The organism is Treponema sp. OMZ 906, from assembly GCF_024181185.1.
In the GTDB taxonomy this organism is placed as follows: Bacteria; Spirochaetota; Spirochaetia; order Treponematales; family Treponemataceae; genus Treponema.
The window spans coordinates 2449600-2466112 of the sequence record NZ_CP051196.1 but is presented as its reverse complement, the minus strand read 5'-3'; the positions used below and the strand labels follow the sequence as shown (position 1 = coordinate 2466112).

At 42.7% G+C, this 16513-nt stretch carries 18 protein-coding genes, 1 tRNA gene and 1 pseudogene; 12 read left to right on the top strand and 8 right to left on the bottom strand.

Annotated features, from left to right (window positions below; all coding sequences use genetic code 11):
* Positions 1 to 95: 95 nt before the first annotated feature.
* Together E4N69_RS11105 and E4N69_RS11100 are read left to right on the top strand one after the other, a co-directional pair.
* Complete coding sequence (locus E4N69_RS11105; RefSeq protein WP_162664354.1) at positions 96 to 554, top strand: hypothetical protein; 459 nt, start codon at positions 96 to 98, stop codon at positions 552 to 554.
* A gap of 762 nt (positions 555 to 1316) precedes the next feature.
* Positions 1317 to 1685 (top strand): hypothetical protein, encoded by a 369-nt coding sequence (locus E4N69_RS11100; protein ID WP_253823870.1) that lies wholly within the window; start codon positions 1317 to 1319, stop codon positions 1683 to 1685.
* Between the two features lie 181 nt (positions 1686 to 1866).
* Here E4N69_RS11100 and E4N69_RS11095 read toward each other — a convergent pair whose 3' ends face one another.
* From E4N69_RS11095 to E4N69_RS11080, 4 genes are read right to left on the bottom strand one after another with little or no spacing between them, the layout of a single operon-like run.
* Positions 1867 to 3069 carry a coenzyme F420-0:L-glutamate ligase gene (locus E4N69_RS11095; RefSeq protein WP_162664352.1) on the bottom strand — a complete coding sequence of 401 codons (1203 nt, stop codon included), beginning with the start codon at positions 3067 to 3069 and terminating at the stop codon, positions 1867 to 1869.
* 56 nt (positions 3070 to 3125) lie between these two features.
* The gene (locus tag E4N69_RS11090) at positions 3126 to 3497 is read right to left on the bottom strand and encodes a hypothetical protein (protein WP_162664857.1); all 372 of its coding nucleotides are present in this window, start codon (positions 3495 to 3497) and stop codon (positions 3126 to 3128) included.
* A gap of 11 nt (positions 3498 to 3508) precedes the next feature.
* On the bottom strand, positions 3509 to 3901 hold the full coding sequence (locus E4N69_RS11085; RefSeq protein WP_162664351.1) for a (deoxy)nucleoside triphosphate pyrophosphohydrolase: 393 nt from the start codon (positions 3899 to 3901) through the stop codon (positions 3509 to 3511).
* A 3-nt stretch (positions 3902 to 3904) separates the two neighbouring features.
* Positions 3905 to 4315: a hypothetical protein gene (locus E4N69_RS11080; RefSeq protein WP_162664350.1), complete on the bottom strand. Its 411-nt coding sequence runs from the start codon at positions 4313 to 4315 to the stop codon at positions 3905 to 3907.
* A gap of 149 nt (positions 4316 to 4464) precedes the next feature.
* On the opposite strand from E4N69_RS11080, the gene E4N69_RS11075 reads away from it, so the two are divergent.
* Together E4N69_RS11075 and E4N69_RS11070 are read left to right on the top strand one after the other, a co-directional pair.
* Positions 4465 to 4538 (top strand) — tRNA-Ala (locus E4N69_RS11075).
* Positions 4539 to 4620: 82 nt separating this feature from the next.
* Positions 4621 to 6273, top strand: coding sequence for a hypothetical protein (locus E4N69_RS11070; protein ID WP_162664349.1), 1653 nt, complete (start codon positions 4621 to 4623; stop codon positions 6271 to 6273).
* A 16-nt stretch (positions 6274 to 6289) separates the two neighbouring features.
* On the opposite strand, the gene E4N69_RS11065 is transcribed toward E4N69_RS11070, so the two are convergent.
* Positions 6290 to 6523 (bottom strand): hypothetical protein, encoded by a 234-nt coding sequence (locus tag E4N69_RS11065; RefSeq protein WP_162664348.1) that lies wholly within the window; start codon positions 6521 to 6523, stop codon positions 6290 to 6292.
* Positions 6524 to 7069, bottom strand: a complete 546-nt coding sequence (gene lspA, locus E4N69_RS11060; RefSeq protein ID WP_253823869.1) for a signal peptidase II — start codon at positions 7067 to 7069, stop codon at positions 6524 to 6526.
* 90 nt (positions 7070 to 7159) lie between these two features.
* Between lspA and E4N69_RS11055 the strand changes: the two genes are divergently transcribed.
* Positions 7160 to 9547 (top strand): tetratricopeptide repeat protein, encoded by a 2388-nt coding sequence (locus E4N69_RS11055; protein ID WP_253823868.1) that lies wholly within the window; start codon positions 7160 to 7162, stop codon positions 9545 to 9547.
* 27 nt (positions 9548 to 9574) lie between these two features.
* Here E4N69_RS11055 and E4N69_RS11050 read toward each other — a convergent pair whose 3' ends face one another.
* Positions 9575 to 10024: a Fur family transcriptional regulator gene (locus E4N69_RS11050; protein WP_253714462.1), complete on the bottom strand. Its 450-nt coding sequence runs from the start codon at positions 10022 to 10024 to the stop codon at positions 9575 to 9577.
* Positions 10025 to 10257: 233 nt separating this feature from the next.
* Here E4N69_RS11050 and E4N69_RS11045 point away from each other — a divergent pair, with 233 nt between their 5' ends.
* The 4 genes from E4N69_RS11045 to E4N69_RS11030 all read left to right on the top strand — a co-directional run bounded on the left by E4N69_RS11045 (position 10258) and on the right by E4N69_RS11030 (position 13780).
* The gene (locus E4N69_RS11045; protein ID WP_253823867.1) at positions 10258 to 11562 is read left to right on the top strand and encodes a S1C family serine protease; all 1305 of its coding nucleotides are present in this window, start codon (positions 10258 to 10260) and stop codon (positions 11560 to 11562) included.
* A gap of 13 nt (positions 11563 to 11575) precedes the next feature.
* On the top strand, positions 11576 to 12982 hold the full coding sequence (gene radA / locus E4N69_RS11040; protein WP_253823866.1) for a DNA repair protein RadA: 1407 nt from the start codon (positions 11576 to 11578) through the stop codon (positions 12980 to 12982).
* Positions 12983 to 13137: 155 nt separating this feature from the next.
* The gene (locus tag E4N69_RS11035) at positions 13138 to 13359 is read left to right on the top strand and encodes a hypothetical protein (RefSeq protein ID WP_162664342.1); all 222 of its coding nucleotides are present in this window, start codon (positions 13138 to 13140) and stop codon (positions 13357 to 13359) included.
* Positions 13343 to 13780 carry a type II toxin-antitoxin system VapC family toxin gene (locus E4N69_RS11030; RefSeq protein WP_162664341.1) on the top strand — a complete coding sequence of 146 codons (438 nt, stop codon included), beginning with the start codon at positions 13343 to 13345 and terminating at the stop codon, positions 13778 to 13780. The genes E4N69_RS11035 and E4N69_RS11030 overlap by 17 nt, the downstream gene beginning before the upstream one ends.
* A gap of 8 nt (positions 13781 to 13788) precedes the next feature.
* Here E4N69_RS11030 and E4N69_RS11025 read toward each other — a convergent pair whose 3' ends face one another.
* Entirely contained in the window at positions 13789 to 14544 is a 756-nt protein-coding gene (locus E4N69_RS11025; protein WP_253823865.1) for an SIMPL domain-containing protein, read from the bottom strand.
* A 141-nt stretch (positions 14545 to 14685) separates the two neighbouring features.
* Here E4N69_RS11025 and E4N69_RS11020 point away from each other — a divergent pair.
* From E4N69_RS11020 to fic, 3 genes and pseudogenes are all read left to right on the top strand, one after another.
* A pseudogene (locus E4N69_RS11020) lies at positions 14686 to 15264 on the top strand (DEAD/DEAH box helicase family protein); the annotation flags it as partial.
* Between the two features lie 211 nt (positions 15265 to 15475).
* Positions 15476 to 15604, top strand: a complete 129-nt coding sequence (locus E4N69_RS11015) for a type I restriction-modification enzyme R subunit C-terminal domain-containing protein (protein ID WP_230977707.1) — start codon at positions 15476 to 15478, stop codon at positions 15602 to 15604.
* A gap of 31 nt (positions 15605 to 15635) precedes the next feature.
* Positions 15636 to 16511, top strand: a complete 876-nt coding sequence (fic, locus tag E4N69_RS11010) for a protein adenylyltransferase Fic (protein WP_253823863.1) — start codon at positions 15636 to 15638, stop codon at positions 16509 to 16511.
* Positions 16512 to 16513: the final 2 nt, after the last annotated feature.

Sequence of the window (16513 nt, the reverse complement as noted above, 5' to 3'; positions counted from 1 at the left end):
TTACTGGGACAGAAAGCTTTAATGGCCGGGGTATGTGTGGTAAGCAAATATATACTCTAAGGAGATATATGAGAAAAACGTTGAGGGGTGAGTAAATGAAAAAGAAGTGTTTATTTATTTTTTGTGTTTTTGCTTTTATGTTTTGCGTTGGTTTGTTGTATTTGTCTATAAGTGTTATAAATGATAGGTCGCCTAAAATTGATAAGCAATTAAAGTTTATTGGGAAATTAAAAATGTATTTAATAGTGAATAATAACTTATCCAACGATATTATTTTTTATGATGGAGATGCACAAAGATTTTCTGATCTATTAAATGAAATAAAGAATGGAAAGGAGATCGCAATAGAAAATGTACCTAAGTGCGTGATATTTGAAGGAGTTTATCATATTGAATTAATTACAATGGATGGCAAAAAGTATTCTTATGAAATGGAGACAGAGAATGTTATTTACGATATGACGAATAATGTATTTATAAAAGTCAGTATGATAGATAGATTAAGAGCATTAACATTACAATATTTATTACAACAGCATTATTCTTTGAAATAACAATTAATGAAATATTACTTCAAGAATTGGATGTATTGGCAGAAAAGAAAAGATAAAAGATAAATGCTGGTGGAATATGCTGATGGAATATTGGCACGCATACCCTGAAGATATGCTTATAAGCGGTAAGATCAGCGCCTTGGATTGGACATGGTGGTTATGATATAGGGAACTTCTGAAAACTGAAAAGGCGAAAGAATAGGATGAATAGGCGGATTGCTCGGATTTGTTTTTATATTACTTTAGTGACATGTTTTATTGTAATTATATTGTATATAATTGGATATAGAGGAACCTATATTTTATATTATCTCCTCGGTGCTATTGCTGGTGCAGGAATGTTTCCAACTTGCTATTTAGATTTCAAAAATGACTGTAACAATGATGAAGTATCACCTTCTAATATTAAAGGGTTAGTCGCAACGGTCTTTGTTTTTCTGATTTGCTTTTTTATGCTAATTAAGACATTGATTGGATAAATCCCCTTTCAGTGAGAACAGCTGATTTTTTTTAATTTAGTGATTCATCAATTCAAAGTCAAGGAGGACGTCGATGGCCTTAAAACGAAAGCTTATTTTCAGTGTAGTCTTTATTTTTGTTGCGCATATCGCGTGTGGACAAGTTTTATAAGTTGCCGATAAAAAAGGAGATTGGATCGTTAGTATCTATGAATATGACAAGGCGTATACTACCATTGAAGCAGTTAATCTGAGAAATAGAAAGAATATAAAAATTGAAGGAATTACGAGGCTTGATCCTCGTATGTATTGGCTTAATGAAGATATACTAAGGATTGACTTTGGTAGTGCTGTTGCACCGGATATATCATCATATTTCTTTTCTACCAAGTATGAAAAATTTTCAAATCATATTTTTCTTGCAACAAATTTTGTAGATTTGAATAACGAATTGGTTCTCTGTGCAGATACTACTATTTCGATAGTAGATATATTTAATGCTGGAAAAAGTACTATACTCATACTACCGCATGATATTTTTCGTGCTGGGTGTTATTGGTTTTGTATAGGAAAAAAAACTAAATTTGATAATAAGACTTTATTTTTAGAGTATTTGGTTGAAGGGAACAATATGGATACATATAAAATAAAAGAATATGAAATTCCTAAGTAAAATATTGAATAATGGCAAAAATAATACGTATCCAGCAATTTTAACTAAAACAATTAGGGGCTGTCGGAATGATAAAAAATAAAATTTTAATAACTCTTATGATTTTTTCTTTCCTACTATTATGCTGTGTATTTATTTGTCTGGTTCGATTCTCCTTTCGTTAGTACCAATATTCAGTATTTCATTCACCGAATTTATTAAAGTAGCCTTGAATAAAAATGATCGGTGTCCCTTTATCGCCGCTGCCGGAGGTAAGGTCGCATAGCGAACCGATTAAGTCGGTTAATTGGCGAGGGGTCGTTCCTTGGGCTTCTTTTTGATCAATCTGTGACGAAAGGGCATTTTTTTTATGCTCGCTGATGTAAGTAACCATTGCTTGGTACTGTTCTTTATCGGACAAATCCTTAAAGTTGTTGTCCGCAAGGTATTTCAATTTTACCTCATGCGGCGTGCCGGATAGTCCTGCGGTAAAGCCGGGGGACACAACAGGATCGGCAAGCTCCCAAATCTTTCCGACAGGGTCTTTAAATGCTCCGTCGCCGTATACCATCACTTCAACCGTTTTGCCGGTTTTTTCTTTAAGCATGCACTGAATCTTTTCTACCAATGCTTGGCAATTGTTCGGAAAGAGCTTGATGGAATCTTCCGTCGCCTTGTTTGATCCGAGCAATCCGTACTTGTTGTTATATCCGCTACCGTTAACAGGGTGGGACAGTACATCGTCAAGCCCGTACACGCGGCTCGCACCGTGTTCCGCTAAGCGCCGTTTCGTATTTTCCCGCGTGTGGATATCGCAGGCGAGTACATATTTTGTTTCGGAAAGAACAGCGCACGGATCATTTGCCAGTAGGATAGAAGATTGTGCATTGTATTTTTTAATGATTGAGTTATAAAAAGAGATATAATCGATACCCGTAAACGGGTGTTTATATGCCCCGAAGCGCTGCGTAAACTCCTCAGCTGTAAAAGTATCCTGCCACGGATTTATCGCTTCCGCTTTACCCGTATCAGGATCCATCAGTCGGTTGCCTACCTCGTCGGAAGGGTAGCTCAGCACAACCGTCAGTCTGTTTCCCGCCTTTGCGATACCCTCCAAGCAGATAGCAAAACGATTTCTACTCAATATAGGGAAAACTAATCCGATGTGCTCGGTTCCGAATTTTGCCCGTATGTCGGTGGCAATTTGGTCGATGGAAGCATAATTCCCCTGCGAGCGTGCCACCACGGACTCCGTTATGGCAAGGATATCCCGGTCATGAATGGAAAAGCCTTCCGTTTCTGCCGCCGACAAGAGCGTATCAACCGCTATTGCGGCAATATCATCTCCGGCATGTACAATGGGTGCTATCAATCCCCGCGAAACCGTTCCGATCTTCTGAGGCATAATCTCTCCTTAGGATACCCCTGCGCGCACTCGGCTATTGAGGGTATTCTTCCATTTTATTTTAACCGGGCGGCAGCTGTTTCGGCTTTTGCCCTGCTTGGGTATAACTCTACACAGGAGCGTTGCAGCCAGCCATCCGTAAGGTGTACCCACAGTTCGCTCTCCGAATCTCTTGATACGAATTGCGTTCCTGTTACTTCGTAAATCTCCTTTCGCCGCGCATGGTTGACAATAATACCGTTTACTCCCGGGCTATCTTTTAACGAGATATACGTCTCGGTAATTACGGCAAACCGGTCGGCATCGTTTAAGGCGGAATCGGACGGCAGCGTAATTGAATCCAAACTTGCATGCCGTGTACAAGAAACCAAGCAGAACAAGAGACAAGCGATGGTGCATAATGTTGTAGTACTGCCGCCCCGTATCATATTTTTCACAATTATAACCGATAAAACTTTCGGAGTTCGGGAATGAACAGCGCATCAGACGGGACAATCGAAATATCCTGCAGCTCATCAATCGAAAACCATTTTAATTCAGAATGCACGGAAGAAGCACATGGTCGATCCTTTGGAATAATTACTTCGTAAGCAAAAAGATCGAAATTACGGTGTTCGTTTTGGAAATGCTTATGTGCAATGAATTGCCCGACGGATATGCGGACGGCGAGTTCCTCTTCATACTCGCGGATTAAAGCCTGCTGATGCGTTTCGCCTTCTTCGCACTTTCCTCCCGGAAACTCCCAATGCTCTCCGACATCGCCGCCTGGTGTTCGCAAGCCAAGCAGGAACTTGTTATCCTTGCGGACAATACCTACTACCGATTGGCGCATAGGCTATAAGAACAGTACCTGTGAAAAAAGCAGGTGAGTAACACCGGCAAACAGGCAGAAGAAGCCTATCGGCTGTTCAAAGGCAAGAATACGGGTAAAGAACGGCGGCAGCGTCAAATGATTTTCAGAGGCTTTAACCCAGCGGTCAAAAAATACGATACAACCGAGTATACCTGAAAGTGCGGGGATAATATCGCCGACTATCGGAGCACTTCCTCCGGCGGGGCCAACAACGGGGCTAAGCAGTTTAAATACGGCTGAAATTCCTGAAAAGATCAGGAGTACCAGCAAGAAAGTCGGATCATTTAAAAGAGGATATTTGATGTTGAATTCCTCTTTGTTTTTTGCGGAAAGGAGTAAAATCCCCCCCATCATTAAATTTGTGGTGACGGAAAGAAAGTAGAATGGTAACATATATGTGCCCCCGTAACGCATAATAAGCATTGCTAATAGAATAACGCATTTATAAAAAAAAAGCAATTCATGTCGCACATTCTTCTGGCACTCCTGCTTCAGGGCTTGACCTAAAATGGAATTTCCTTCATAATTATTTCGTTGCCTTTGGGGGTGTAGCTCAGTTGGCTAGAGCGCTTGCATGGCATGCAAGAGGTCAGGGGTTCAATTCCCCTCACCTCCAGATAAAATCAACAACCACGACGCGAGCGTCGGGGCATTAAACCCTCCACACGAATAAAAAGAAGGTAGGAATAGAACCGCGTATGGATATATCAAATCTTGATCCTGATCTCGCAGCCTTATTGGAAGATATTCCTGTAGCTCCCTCTGCCCCTTCGCTTGATCTTTTTGATGATATTGGCGATGATATTCTCCTATCCGCTTCACCGGAAGCTTCCGGTAGTTCTGAACCGAGTCCTGCCCGCGTTGATCTTACTGTTAAAGCTTTCCCTAAAATCGAACATTTTTATAATAAAACGCCGCATACCTATTTTGATTCAGCGGATTTTTATAAAAGAGTGCTAAAAAATTGTGGTGAGGCTTCTCAGCGTTTGCATAATACGCTCACAAAATATCTTACCACCCGCGATCAGAAAGACCGTACCGTATACCGGCAGCAGCTTGTCACAAATTATTGGCAGTTTATTTCCGTACTTGTATTAAAATTACCAACAGATGAATTCGGAATTGAAAAAAAGTATGCGTTGCGGTACGGGCTCATTTTGCCGACGCTTTTAACTGCTGAACAAAAAGATACGTTTGCAAAGATTATCGATGAAAATTCCTACAATGAACCTGTTTATTACCTTGATGAGTGGTTCCATGATATTGCTGTCGGATTGATTAATCCTTCTTCCACCGACGAGGTACGGACAAAACAAAAAAATATTTCGACTCATTTCCAGCAACTGCTTAATAAGGCTCAGGGCAAATTGCAAAGTGCGGAAAATTTGCTCCGTGCAAAATCGGATGAGCGCTCCAATGCAGAAGAATTAGTAAAAAATCAAATTCATGAGCTATTTGTACATGATAGTCTTGCCGGTTTTGCAGGAATAAAAGCGCCTTTTACTGAAATACAGAAGCGTAATGTAAGCGATCTGGGTGACAGCTTGAGGCGGATTCTTGCACTGGATAAAGAACTGACAAATTTTTTGAATGAGTACCATCGTGTAGATGAAGATGTCCGTTTGTTAAAAGAAAAAATCGAGGTGAGCGGCGACGGCGAGTTGAACGTCTCCGATGTAAATACGGAGCTTGAAACCGTTCGACAAATGGTTAAGATGACTTGCGGACGACAAGGGAATCACTTTCCTATTTTATCGCGCGAATTTTTCCGGTGTACACCGAACGAAATCGGTATTAGAGAAAACGTATTGGATATTATGCGCTGGATTGAAAGTATTGATTGCGAAGCGTACTGTCGGCAGTACCGTTCTCAACTGAATAGAATACCTCCGTTTGTCGTACTTATTCCCTCTTATGGTGATATCGGTTTTTGTTGGGAACCCTTCGATCGGTATAATCGCGTAACCAGCCGCGGGCGTATTGCAATTCCAATGTATACAAAAAATTTGAAAAATGCACTTTTAACAGCTACCGCTGACCTTCGATGGCAAGTTGCAAAGGAAAAGGCTTCGTACTATTGGATGGAAGAGGGATTAACCGGCAATTACTATCAATGGTTCCAGGCTCAAAAACTGAAAGGTGATGTAAAAGAGTACTTTATCGAAGATTATTTAATCTGGATGACTAAGGAAAGTGAAGGAATACAAAAGCTCGATAAAGAAGTACGCAACGTATTCTGGCGATATATGCCGTTCAGCAAGGCTGTCAAGGAAGAACTGAAAAACCGTGCACCTATTTATCAAGAGCTGTGCCAGAAAGATTTAAATCGCCAGATGTCCGACGGTTATTAATCCCTATTTTAACTGCTTATTTTTTGTTATTTAATCCGTACTTATTCATTATTTTCTTCATTATCTTACCGTAAAAGAAAAACGACAAGATAATACCGGCAATAACAGAAAAAGGCAGCGCTGCTAAAATATGTTCATTCACGAATTTTGCCAGCAAAATAATAATTGTGGCACATACTGCGCTACATCCGGCGATAAGCACGAGTGTTATCAATGTCCCGATAATCAGAAAAAGAATAATATTCCGCATTTATTCCCCGTCTTTTGGTGCTTCCGGAGTTTTGCTTTTTCCTTTCCACTCTTGCATGAGAAGGGCAACAAATAAGCCTGCTCCACATATTACAATAGCGGAATCTGCGATGTTAAATGTTGGCCAGCGTTCCAAACCGAAAAGACCGAAAAATTTAACATCGATAAAATCTACAACGCCTTCCGCTCTAAAAAAACGATCGAGTAAATTGCTTATCCCGCCGCCGATAATACCGCTTAAAAACCAGCGCTGCACCCGTGAGAACTCCGATTTAAAATAGACTACGCAGATACCGGCAATAAAGCAGGCAGGGATACAGGCCATTACAATAAGGCGTGTAATAGAGGAAAGTCTACTTCCTAGGCTGAAGGCTGCTCCAGTATTGTAAACACAGACAATTCGTATGAGGTCTCCAAAAAAAGAAGCCCCCACAGACCACGGATCAATCGATTTAATAATCAGCCATTTGGTTAGTTGATCAAACGCAATAACCGCAAAGGTTAATATAAGCGGTAAGAAGTAATCTCGCTTGTTTTTTATATTCATCTGTACAGTATAGCCAAATTTTTTCGAAAGGTCTACAAACTTTATCAGAAATAAAAAAAAGCCGATACATAGGATGGAAACGAGGTTGTTATGATTTGTATTTATTTTGAAATTCCCTATGAACGGCAGCTATTGAGAATTGCTCCATTTGAAATACAAAAATTATTGAATACCATCGCGGAATCGGCTGAAGCAAACGGAGCCTCCTCATTTAAGATTTCGTGTGCTTCAATCTACTGTTTTAGCAGTGATGAAGTTGCTCCGATGTTTTCCGCTAATTTATTTTTGCAAAATTTAGCTGATTTATTGCGTGTTTATAAAAGGCGGGTTGTAGATTATCGCGTTATTATCGATTGCTGTGGAGAAACGGATTCCGAGGATGTTATCGCAGATTATTTTGCCGCTTATAGAAGCACCCTTGTGCCAAGCCGTAGCTTTTTTGCCTCCGCGCAAGCAGAACAGCTTTTGAAAGCCTATATCCGGTTCGAATATGTACCTAAGGTAAAACTTTACTACAGTGCCGATTTTATCGTACCGAAAACGGCTCATACCGAAACGGCGAAAACTCCGTGCTGCCTCTACGTTTCGAGTACCGGCACATGGATACACGCGCTGTATCATTTTATGCTTGTACATCCTCTTACTGAGTACGCGGTAACAGCAGCACTCTCGAAAGACGAACAAGTTCAATACGAAAAAGTTCAACATGTGCAGTATTATTTCCGTCGGAACCGTTTTTGTGCTGATTATCCTGATTATTTTATCGACGCGTTTTTATTATATACGCGTCTTTATTTTCAGGCCTTTGTAAAAAGTTATCATACTACCGAATTAACGGTTATATATACCGAAAAAAATGCGGAGGCAGCAAATCATCTGATAAGTGTACTCCCCATTACCGCCCATACCGAACTGATGTCGGAAAAATCGATGATATTTGACGGCTTATCGACTGATTTTTTACAACTTGCTTATCTTACAATATATGCACCTTTATTTATCTTTGACGATGAAATGTCGGAGTTTTTCCTTTCACTGCATAAAAGCGCCCCGTTTATTACAAGTTTGTATGAGTGGATGTATGCAGTTGGTATTACCGAGGTTAAAAACGATTTGTACTCGGTAAGCCCCTTGACTACCGATCGATTGGAGCAGCGGCTTGGAATAGAAAAAAACAAGGCAAAACGGTATATAGCCAATTTCCTATGGGGTAAATATAAGAGAGGGATGTTATGTCCCGATGAAAACCTGAAAGCTATTTTTGGTATGCTTCAATTTGTTCCGGAAGATCAATTTATGCTGCATCATTTCTTCCACAAGTACTCGGATAAGGAAATTCCTCAGATTGATATCAGCCCCTTTAAGTCTGCGGTCTTTTTTCCCGCTCTCGAAAGTTACCAAAAAGCATTAAAAATCAGGGAACAAAAAAATATTAACGAAGCGGTTTATGCAGTAAAGAAAGCGGTCAGTTCCGCCCAAGCGCATACGTTTCCCGCAGGAGAGTATCGCGCTCTTTCATGCGTTGCTTTTTTGCATTTATCTCAAAATAAAATAGAAGATGCTGTTACATACTTTCAATACGCGCTTGATATTGCCGAAGCACTGAACGATAGCAATTTTATATGCGAGGCATTGTTTAACCTCGGTATCAGTTGCTTTTTACAGAATAGTTTACATACTGCTGAAAATTTTTTCGATCGACTCTTACAGGATGCAGAGAACTATTTTGAACAGCCTAAAAAAATACCGTGCTTGTTCATGCAGGGGAGGGTAGCATTGCAATTAGGTGATTACGGCAAGGCGGAACTGTTATTTCAAGAGGCGGAAAAAGCAGCTTCGAAGCACTTCCAAGAATGGGTACCTCTTTGCAGGATTTGGTATGCAAGAGCATTATCCCAAAAGGGGCAAACAAGTAAGGCACAGCCGATACTCATTACAAACCTCGATAAGTCTCCCGATGCCCGCTTATTTTTGATTGAATCATTTTTGTTTGCGCCTATTCTTCGCGATGAACGTGCCGAGATACAGGTTACTCCCGATGCATTTGTCGTACCGTTTGAACCGTACCAGAGTGGTTTTGTGCTTGCAGAGGAATTAGTCTGGGGACAGCTGTATGGTAAACCGGCAATGCAGATATGCTATACCGCTTTTGATAGCTATTATCGATTTAGGCTTGCAGCGGACTTATTGGAAGAATCTGCTCCGACATATCTGCAACAACTCGAAGACACTGCACGGGATGCTCTTAAAAATCATGATATGTACGCTTCGATATATTCGTATCTTTGTTATGATGCGATTCGCCGCAGGGAGGGAAATACCTCCGATACCGCGAACGGATATTTAAGCCGATCGTTTAAGGCGTTGCAGAACTGTATGGATACGATGACGGAGAATACGGTGCGCGATAAGTTTATTTTCCGTAATGTGTGGAATGCGAAACTTTATGCTGCGGCGCAAAAAAACAAACTGATTTAAGGTTGTCGCTTTTTGAATTAAAATATGTTATGGAGCTTTTGTCTGTGAAGCCTGTGCTTCCTCTTCGGCTTTGCAGGTGGGACAAAGGCCGGTAAGTTCTATACTGTGTGATGTCATGGTAAAGCCCGTTTCGGATAAGATCTGATTTTCCAAATCGTGCAGTGGACAGACGGCAATGTCAGCCGAAGCCTTGCATTTACTGCATACGATTCGGTGGTGATGCTCTGTTCCCTGTTGAGAGGCAATCTGAAAATAGGCTTTTCCGTTGGGATGCATACTTTTTGTTACAAAACCGGATTCGGCAAGTGTATGCATTGTTCGATATACCGTCGATAAGTCGATTTGCAGATCTGCCCCGCAGGCTTCATGCAGCTCTTCGACGGAGAAAGCCTTATCCTTATCTTGAGATAAAATACTGATGATTAAGTTCCGTGCTTTTGTTTTGCGCAACTTTTTTGTAACGAGCGAGTTTTCCATACTTTTTGTGTCCTACGCACTATCTATTCGATAGATCGATTATATCGGAGAATGTTCTTTTTTGAAAGGGCAAAAACTCAGTGTTTTTGGAATTCCGCATAAGGAAGAGTGTGTATATTTTAGAACAATAAAGAAGCTTTAAAAAATAATCCGATATGTTTATTTTTCTGTCTGTCTATTGGCGGATATGCCTTTTTTTTGTATATTTATTCGTGCGTATAAGGGGATAGTATATGAAGCTTTATAGTAGAAGACAACTTATTCTTTCCGCAGTCGTTGCAGGCTGTTTTATTGCACTTGCCGCTTATGGGATGGGCTTCTATTTGGGGCACGGAACAAAAACGCCGCAGGGGGATGCCGCAGCCGAGCTTGAAGCATTGGCGGAAGGTAATACCGCCCTCACACAACAGAGCGGCGGGCAAATTGACGGTGTAGAAAATGCCGGTGACGGGAGCGTGTCTGTCTTAGAAGCAGCGGGGCAAACAAGCCCTTACCTGACAGCTACCGCGGAACCGGCGGGCCGTTACACCGCAGAAGAGAAGCAAAATATTTCAGTGTACGAAAATACCAACGATGCGGTTGTTAACATCACCACGGAAACGGTCGGGGTAAACTGGTTCCTTGAACCGATTCCGCAGGAAGGCGGTTCCGGTTCGGGCTCGATAATCGACAGTCGCGGCTACATCCTTACCAACACGCACGTTATCGAGGATGCAACAAAGATATTCGTATCCCTTTCGGACGGCAGCCAGTACAATGCCAAGGTGATCGGCGTAGACCGTGAAAACGATCTTGCTGTGCTCAAATTCGACCCGCCTGCAAACACGCAGCTTACAACGATAAAATTCGGCGATTCTGACGGGCTCAAGGTAGGGCAGCGGGTACTCGCAATCGGGAACCCCTTCGGCTTAACACGGACGCTGACGGTCGGTATTGTGTCCGCCCTCGGCCGCCCGATTCAAACCGATAAAAACGTCATCATCAAAAATATGATTCAAACCGACACAGCCATCAACCCGGGCAATTCGGGCGGCCCACTCCTCGATTCGGACGGCAAGATGATTGGCATCAATACGATGATTTATTCTACGTCGGGCAGTTCGGCAGGGGTCGGCTTTGCGGTGCCCATCAACACGGCAAAACGGGTTGTATCCGAAATTATCAAGTACGGAAAGGTTCGGCGTGCGTCCATCGATGCGGAGCTGGTACAGCTGAATGCTTCGATTGCAAACTATGCGGGGCTGTCGGTACAGCGCGGTTTGCTGGTTTCCCGTGTTAAAAAAGATAGCAATGCTGAAAAGGCGGGGCTTCGCGGTGGAGCGAATGCTGTCCGTTACGGTATTGGGAAGCGCGCTGCGGTTATCTACCTCGGCGGCGACATCATCACCCAAATCGCCGGTCAGGCTGTCAGCAACCTCAGCGAATACTACGCTGTTTTGGAAGATAAAAAACCGAACGAGAGTATCGCCGTAACGGTGCTCCGCGGAAATAAGACCGTAAAATTGACGCTTACCCTTTCCGAACGGAACGATGAATAGGTAACGAAGAAGAATGGCAAAAAAGAAAGCCGGCGGACGGATATTCCGGTGCAGCTCCTGCGGGTACAGCCAGCCGAAATGGCTCGGACGTTGTCCGAGCTGCGGCGAATGGAATACCTTAGAGGAGCAATTCCAGGAAGCGGACTTTACCCCCGGCTTTGCTTCGAGCGCCGCAGCCGTGCGGCAAACGGACGAAGCGCATCCTATCCCGCTTGAACAGGTGGAGGTGCACGATACCGTCCGTATCACGACCGGCATTTCTGAATTTGACAGAGTGCTCGGCGGCGGTGCGGTAAAGCGCTCGGCGGTATTGATCGGCGGCGAACCCGGTATCGGAAAGTCGACATTGCTCTTGCAAGCGGCAGCTGCCGCAGCAGCCGGAGCCGTAGGGCAGCGGACGCTCTATGTTTCCGGGGAAGAGTCCGCCGGGCAGATACGCGGCCGTGCAGACCGGCTTGGTGTTCCGCTCAAAAATATCGAACTGCTTTGCACCAATTCGGTGGAAAATATCGAAAAAGTATTGAATAATCTCAACCCGCTTATCGTCATTATCGATTCGGTACAAACACTTTTTTCCCCGCAGGCAGGAACTATCCCGGGCACGATCAATCAGCTCAAATACTGCGCCAACGAATTGGTGCAGTGGGTAAAGGAACGGGAGGCAGTGCTCTTTCTTACTGCTCATGTAACAAAGGAAGGCGTCATCGCAGGGCCGAAGGTTCTGGAGCACATGGTTGATACCGTTATCTCTTTTGAGCGGAATGAAGATGATGTGCGGTTCCTCCGTGCGCTTAAAAACCGCTTCGGTTCGGTGGATGAACTGGGAATTTTCAGGATGGATGAAAAAGGCTTGGCTGCCGTACAGGATCCCGCCGCGCTGTTTATCATTCAGCGGCAAGGTGAGCTGCCTGCCGGGTCTGCGACCGTGCCGGTGTTTGAAGGCAGCCGCGTATTTATGGTAGAAATTCAGGCGCTTACGGTACCCGCTAAGGGCACGATGACGCGCGTATTCTCCGATAAGATAGATTCCGCACGGGTCAGCCGCGTCGCCGCCGTATTGGAAAAACGGATAGGCTTGCGGTTCTCCGATCAAGATATCTATATCAATGTCGCCGGCGGCATCCGGCTGCGGGAACCGGCTATCGATTTGGCTTTAGCGCTTGCGCTCTACTCTGCGCGAACGGATATCCCCGCGCGTAAAAACGAAGCATTTATCGGAGAGCTTAGTCTTGCCGGTGAGATCAGACCGGTGTGCCGCTTAAAGCCGCTGATTAAAACCGCGCAGAGCCTCGGCTTTACCCAACTCTATGTCCCGGCAGCCACCGGCGACGGCGATGAGCCCGAACCTGCAATGCAAGGCATTTTCCGCGTAGAAAACCTCGCCGAAACAATCAAGCATGCGTTCGGTGCGGGGAAGTAAAGGCCTCTTGTGTTCTGCTGTGACTGTGTGGAATCACTGCCATTCGTGGAGAATATGGTAAGACTGCCTGATGTGTTCACCCTGGCGGCGGTTATAGCAACTTATGCTTAAATTTGCTATAACCGTGTTGATTAGAAATGCCCAAGGAGCTATTTATGCTTGCAGTAAAAGGAATTATTCGTGGCAATACGGTCGTTTTGGATGCAGCGGCTGTTCGAGAATATCAAGGTAAAACAGCTCTGGTAACCATTATTGACGATGTTGCTATATCTGAAAAAACTATTGGCGTAAACCTTGACATGTTTGTTAAACCGACCGAAAGAGGAAAAAATGCGGATATTTATCTAAAGGAACTGAGGAATGGCGATCGGGTATAACAAAATCTTTGTTGACACCGCAATTTTTATCTATTATTTGGAAAAACATCCACTTTATTTTGATACTGCAAAAGCATTTTTTGAGAGCTGTATAAAAAGCGGCAAAACGGTACTGACTTCTGTAGTAACAGTACAGGAATATTTGGTTTATCCGTATATGCAAAGCGATCAAGCGCTTATTGAAAATTTTAATAGATTCCTAACTGCATGTGGAATCCATGTTATCGATATTACCCGGCCAATTGCTGAAAAAGCAGCTGAAATCCGTGCAGAATTGCATTCGCTTAAAGGGATGGACGCACTCCAGCTTGCATCTGCTTTAATTTCCGGCTGTGATGCATTTTTTACCAATGATGTTCGTTTATGCCGGTACGATAAACTTTTCTGCCTTACGCTTGATATGTGGAAGCAATCACCTTAAATTTAAAATTACCTCAGCTCAAATACCATCTCTATTTGCGCGTCAAAGAGAATCTTTCCGATTGGAGCGCCGCCTGACTCCGAAGTGCCTCCAGCTGTCTGCGCGTACGCAACTCGATTTTGCACAGCGATATTGTATCCCTTTCCATTCCAATCGGAATAAGAGGGAGCTTCCGAAATGCGGATAATTTTACCGAGTGAAGGTTTATGATTGCCGCTTGATGCTGCTTCGCATAGAAGCTGCGCTTTTTCTTCCGCAGCTTTTACAGCATTGCGCCGTGCCTCATCCTTGTATTTTTTAACGTCTTTTGTAGAAAATCGGACATCGTTAATCCGGTCGATACCGTTATTTACTAAATCCGTTAAGAACGGTTCATAATTATCCAAGTTTGTAATCACTGCTGAAATATTCTGAGTAATTTCATAATAGAGGAATTTAGGCGTATCGGCATTGTAAGAGTATTGGGGATGAATGGTAAGGTTTTCCGCTGTAACGTCTTTTTGTTCGATGCCGTACTGGTTGAATAGTGTATTTGTTTTTTGCATCGTCGTATCGTGACGCTGTTTTGCTGCGGTAAAGTCATTTGCCTGCGAAACAATTGAAAAAGAGATCATTGCTTGATCGGGTGAAACGTACACGGTTGCTTTGCCAACGACGCTGATGCAATGTTCTTGCGCGACGTTTTTTTCAGTACAAGCCGTACTTAGCAGTACAGTGCAAACAGTAATTAATGATAAAATAATTGAACGGATGTATTTGTTCATAGGATCTCCTAACTAAGATAATCGAATCAGGACTGCCTGATATGTGTTGCATTATATCACAATCTTTCCACTATATAAATGAAGAAAGCCGTGCTATAATCAATTATGTTTTCTAAGAAAGCGTTATCGGAACGGGATACCATCAATAGAACAGTAGAGGCGATTGCCCGCGGAGAAAAGCGTCTCCTGCTTGTTATGGCAACGGGAACCGGTAAAACGTATACGGCATTTCAGATTATTTATCGCCTTTGGAAATCAAAAATAAAAAAGAGAATTCTGTATTTAGCTGACAGAAACAACCTTATAACGCAAACTAAAAAAGGTGACTTTAAGCATTTCAAGGATAAATGCCATATTATCAAACAGAAAACAATCGATACATCGTATGAAATCTACCTTGCCTTGTATCAGGGACTGACCGATTATGATGACGAGGCGGATGCTTACAAAAATTTCAGTCCAAACTTCTTTGACCTTATCATTGTAGATGAGTGCCATCGCGGTTCGGTTGATGCTGATAAAGCGTGGCATAAAATCTTACAGTATTTCAGTTCAGCAACACAGATTGGTATGACCGCTACGCCGAAAGAGACAGAGAATCTGTCAAATATAGAATATTTTGGAGAGCCGATTTATACCTATTCGTTAAAACAAGGAATTGATGACGGCTTTTTGGCTCCATACAAAGTGCTTCGCGTTGGAATGAATGTCGATTCGTGCGGAGGGTTTCATACCCCGGTGCTCTGCGCCGTAATAAAGGGGATGAAAGCCGACTGCAACCACCTTATGAGAACAACACCCCCGATGCTCTGTGTCAGGGGTGTTGATTTAGAAGGCTACCGTCCTGAACGCGGCAAGACAGATGTAAACGGCGAAATAATAGAAGACCGCCTCTACATATGTAGAAACCGGTATAGAGAATATTGAAGAAATGCAGGTGTTTACGATAGAGCCTTTGAAGAATCTGGGAACACCGGCAGAAATTGTAAAAATATTCGGCGGCAAAGAGAAGTATCTGGCTGCGCTCAAGGAACTTGAGAATGAAATATATGCGGCGTAAGATACTGCACGAATAAGATATAAGGGACAAGATGGATAAAATATCAATTAGGTTTTTTAATGATACGGAAGTTCGCGCTGTTTGGGATGAAGAGAATTCCAAATGGTGGTTTAGTGTGCTTGATATTATCGGGGTCTTAAACGAACAACGCGAATACGAAAAGAACCGTAACTACTGGAAATATTTGAAGGCAAAGCTCAAAAAAGAAAATAATCAACTGGGTAGTGTTACTACCCAGTTCAAACTTACCGCTCCTGACGGGAAAAAACGTTTATCAAACGTCATTGATTATAATCAGGTAATAGAGCTTGCAAAAAATTTTCCGAACAATAAATCTGTGCCGTTTATCCAGTGGTTTACCTATTCTGAAGAAACAATAGATGCAAAAAGTAAAACAAAGGCATACGCACTTTTTGAAAGTTCATTGCTGGATAGTATTGAAGTTGGGACGATACAGGGATTACAGCAGATTCATGCCTATCTTTTTGGAGGGCTCTATGATTTTGCCGGTAAAATCAGAACCGTAAATATTTCAAAAGGCGGTTTTCAGTTTGCGGCAGCAGAGTTCCTTGAACAAAATCTTGCCGGAATAGAGAAAATGCCGGATACAACGTTTGAACAGATCGTAGAAAAATATGTCGAGATGAATATCGCCCATCCTTTCCGTGAAGGTAACGGAAGAACAACAAGGATATGGCTGGATTTAATCTTTAAGCGTACATTAAAAAAGTGCATCGATTGGAGCAAAATCAATAAAAGAGAATATCTGGAAGCTATGGCGGAAAGCGTAATCGAGTCAAGCAAAATAAAGGTTTTGCTGCAGAATGCTCTGACGGACAAAATCAATGACCGTGAAATGTTTATGAAAGGGATTGATTATTCCTATTATTACGAAGAAGCGGAGTAATA

Excerpts from the sequence above, each read along its gene's own strand:
- fic (WP_253823863.1), top strand. The coding sequence starts at position 15,636 with ATGGATAAAATATCAATTAGGTTTTTTAATGATACGGAAGTTCGCGCT.
- E4N69_RS11065 (WP_162664348.1), bottom strand. The coding sequence starts at position 6,523 with ATGCGGAATATTATTCTTTTTCTGATTATCGGGACATTGATAACACTC.
- E4N69_RS11090 (WP_162664857.1), bottom strand. The coding sequence starts at position 3,497 with ATGATACGGGGCGGCAGTACTACAACATTATGCACCATCGCTTGTCTC.
- E4N69_RS11015 (WP_230977707.1), top strand. The coding sequence starts at position 15,476 with ATGCAGGTGTTTACGATAGAGCCTTTGAAGAATCTGGGAACACCGGCA.
- radA (WP_253823866.1), top strand. The coding sequence starts at position 11,576 with ATGGCAAAAAAGAAAGCCGGCGGACGGATATTCCGGTGCAGCTCCTGC.
- E4N69_RS11035 (WP_162664342.1), top strand. The coding sequence starts at position 13,138 with ATGCTTGCAGTAAAAGGAATTATTCGTGGCAATACGGTCGTTTTGGAT.
- E4N69_RS11080 (WP_162664350.1), bottom strand. The coding sequence starts at position 4,315 with ATGTTACCATTCTACTTTCTTTCCGTCACCACAAATTTAATGATGGGG.
- E4N69_RS11045 (WP_253823867.1), top strand. The coding sequence starts at position 10,258 with ATGAAGCTTTATAGTAGAAGACAACTTATTCTTTCCGCAGTCGTTGCA.
- E4N69_RS11095 (WP_162664352.1), bottom strand. The coding sequence starts at position 3,069 with ATGCCTCAGAAGATCGGAACGGTTTCGCGGGGATTGATAGCACCCATT.
- E4N69_RS11085 (WP_162664351.1), bottom strand. The coding sequence starts at position 3,901 with ATGCGCCAATCGGTAGTAGGTATTGTCCGCAAGGATAACAAGTTCCTG.
- E4N69_RS11030 (WP_162664341.1), top strand. The coding sequence starts at position 13,343 with ATGGCGATCGGGTATAACAAAATCTTTGTTGACACCGCAATTTTTATC.
- E4N69_RS11070 (WP_162664349.1), top strand. The coding sequence starts at position 4,621 with ATGGATATATCAAATCTTGATCCTGATCTCGCAGCCTTATTGGAAGAT.
- lspA (WP_253823869.1), bottom strand. The coding sequence starts at position 7,069 with ATGAATATAAAAAACAAGCGAGATTACTTCTTACCGCTTATATTAACC.
- E4N69_RS11050 (WP_253714462.1), bottom strand. The coding sequence starts at position 10,024 with ATGGAAAACTCGCTCGTTACAAAAAAGTTGCGCAAAACAAAAGCACGG.
- E4N69_RS11055 (WP_253823868.1), top strand. The coding sequence starts at position 7,160 with ATGATTTGTATTTATTTTGAAATTCCCTATGAACGGCAGCTATTGAGA.
- E4N69_RS11025 (WP_253823865.1), bottom strand. The coding sequence starts at position 14,544 with ATGAACAAATACATCCGTTCAATTATTTTATCATTAATTACTGTTTGC.
- E4N69_RS11100 (WP_253823870.1), top strand. The coding sequence starts at position 1,317 with ATGTATTGGCTTAATGAAGATATACTAAGGATTGACTTTGGTAGTGCT.
- E4N69_RS11105 (WP_162664354.1), top strand. The coding sequence starts at position 96 with ATGAAAAAGAAGTGTTTATTTATTTTTTGTGTTTTTGCTTTTATGTTT.